At 34.8% G+C, this 864-nt stretch carries 1 protein-coding gene; it reads left to right on the top strand.

The window, feature by feature from the left end; genetic code table 11:
* The first annotated feature begins 216 nt into the window (after window positions 1-216).
* Entirely contained in the window at window positions 217-597 is a 381-nt protein-coding gene (locus NGM62_RS21940; RefSeq protein WP_262250438.1) for a nuclear transport factor 2 family protein, read from the top strand.
* The last annotated feature ends 267 nt before the right edge of the window (window positions 598-864 follow it).

An 864-nucleotide genomic window follows, 5' to 3' on the forward strand; every position in this document is an offset into this window, starting at 1 on the left:
AATCTAACTTAAACTGCTGTCCTGTTTTCGGGGGGAATTATAAAACACTCGAATATCAAAAGCATATTGACGACCCGAAAACTAAGAAAATAAAGGCAGTAAAATCAAGCAGATGAATTAAAATCAAATGAAATCCAAACTAAAAAACAACGAACGCCAAACCCTGGTTAGCGGTCGTTGTAAAAGGAGACCGCCAAAAATTAAAAACCCGAACAAATGGACAGCATAAGAGAAAGTATTATTCAAAATTACATAGACGGATATAACGAATTTGACATTGAAAAAATGGTTCGTGATTTAGATGATGAAATCGTTTTCCAAAATATTCAAAATAACGAAGTGAATATAACACTAAACGGAATAAACGCTTTCAAACAACAAGCCGAACAGGCAAAATCTTACTTTGAAAACAGACACCAAAAAGTAACCTCCACGAAGCACATTGATGACAAAACGGAAATTGAAATTGAGTATTCAGCTGTTTTAGGAATGGACTTTCCGAATGGGCTGAAAAAAGGACAACGACTTGAATTAAAAGGGAAATCCATTTTTGTATTTAAGGGTAACAAAATTTCTGAACTTACAGATATATCATAGTAAGAACGAACTTATGAACAATTAAAAATTAAAACAACGAACCGCTAACAAGGGTTTGGCGCAATGGCGGGTTAAGTGATAAATTGAAAGTTTCGGCTTTCTATGTCGCAAAAGCCAATTGCATTGACTTTTTTTCTTAAATTTATTCAATGAATTGGCTTTTGCTTACCGTGTCGCTAAATCGAAACTTCTCGCTTCAATTTACGCCACTGACGCCAAGCCCCAAACCGTTGGCAGTCATTGTAAAAAACAGACGATAAAAATATG

The sequence above is a fragment of the Parapedobacter soli genome, from assembly GCF_025460835.1.
In the GTDB taxonomy this organism is placed as follows: Bacteria; Bacteroidota; Bacteroidia; order Sphingobacteriales; family Sphingobacteriaceae; genus Parapedobacter; species Parapedobacter soli.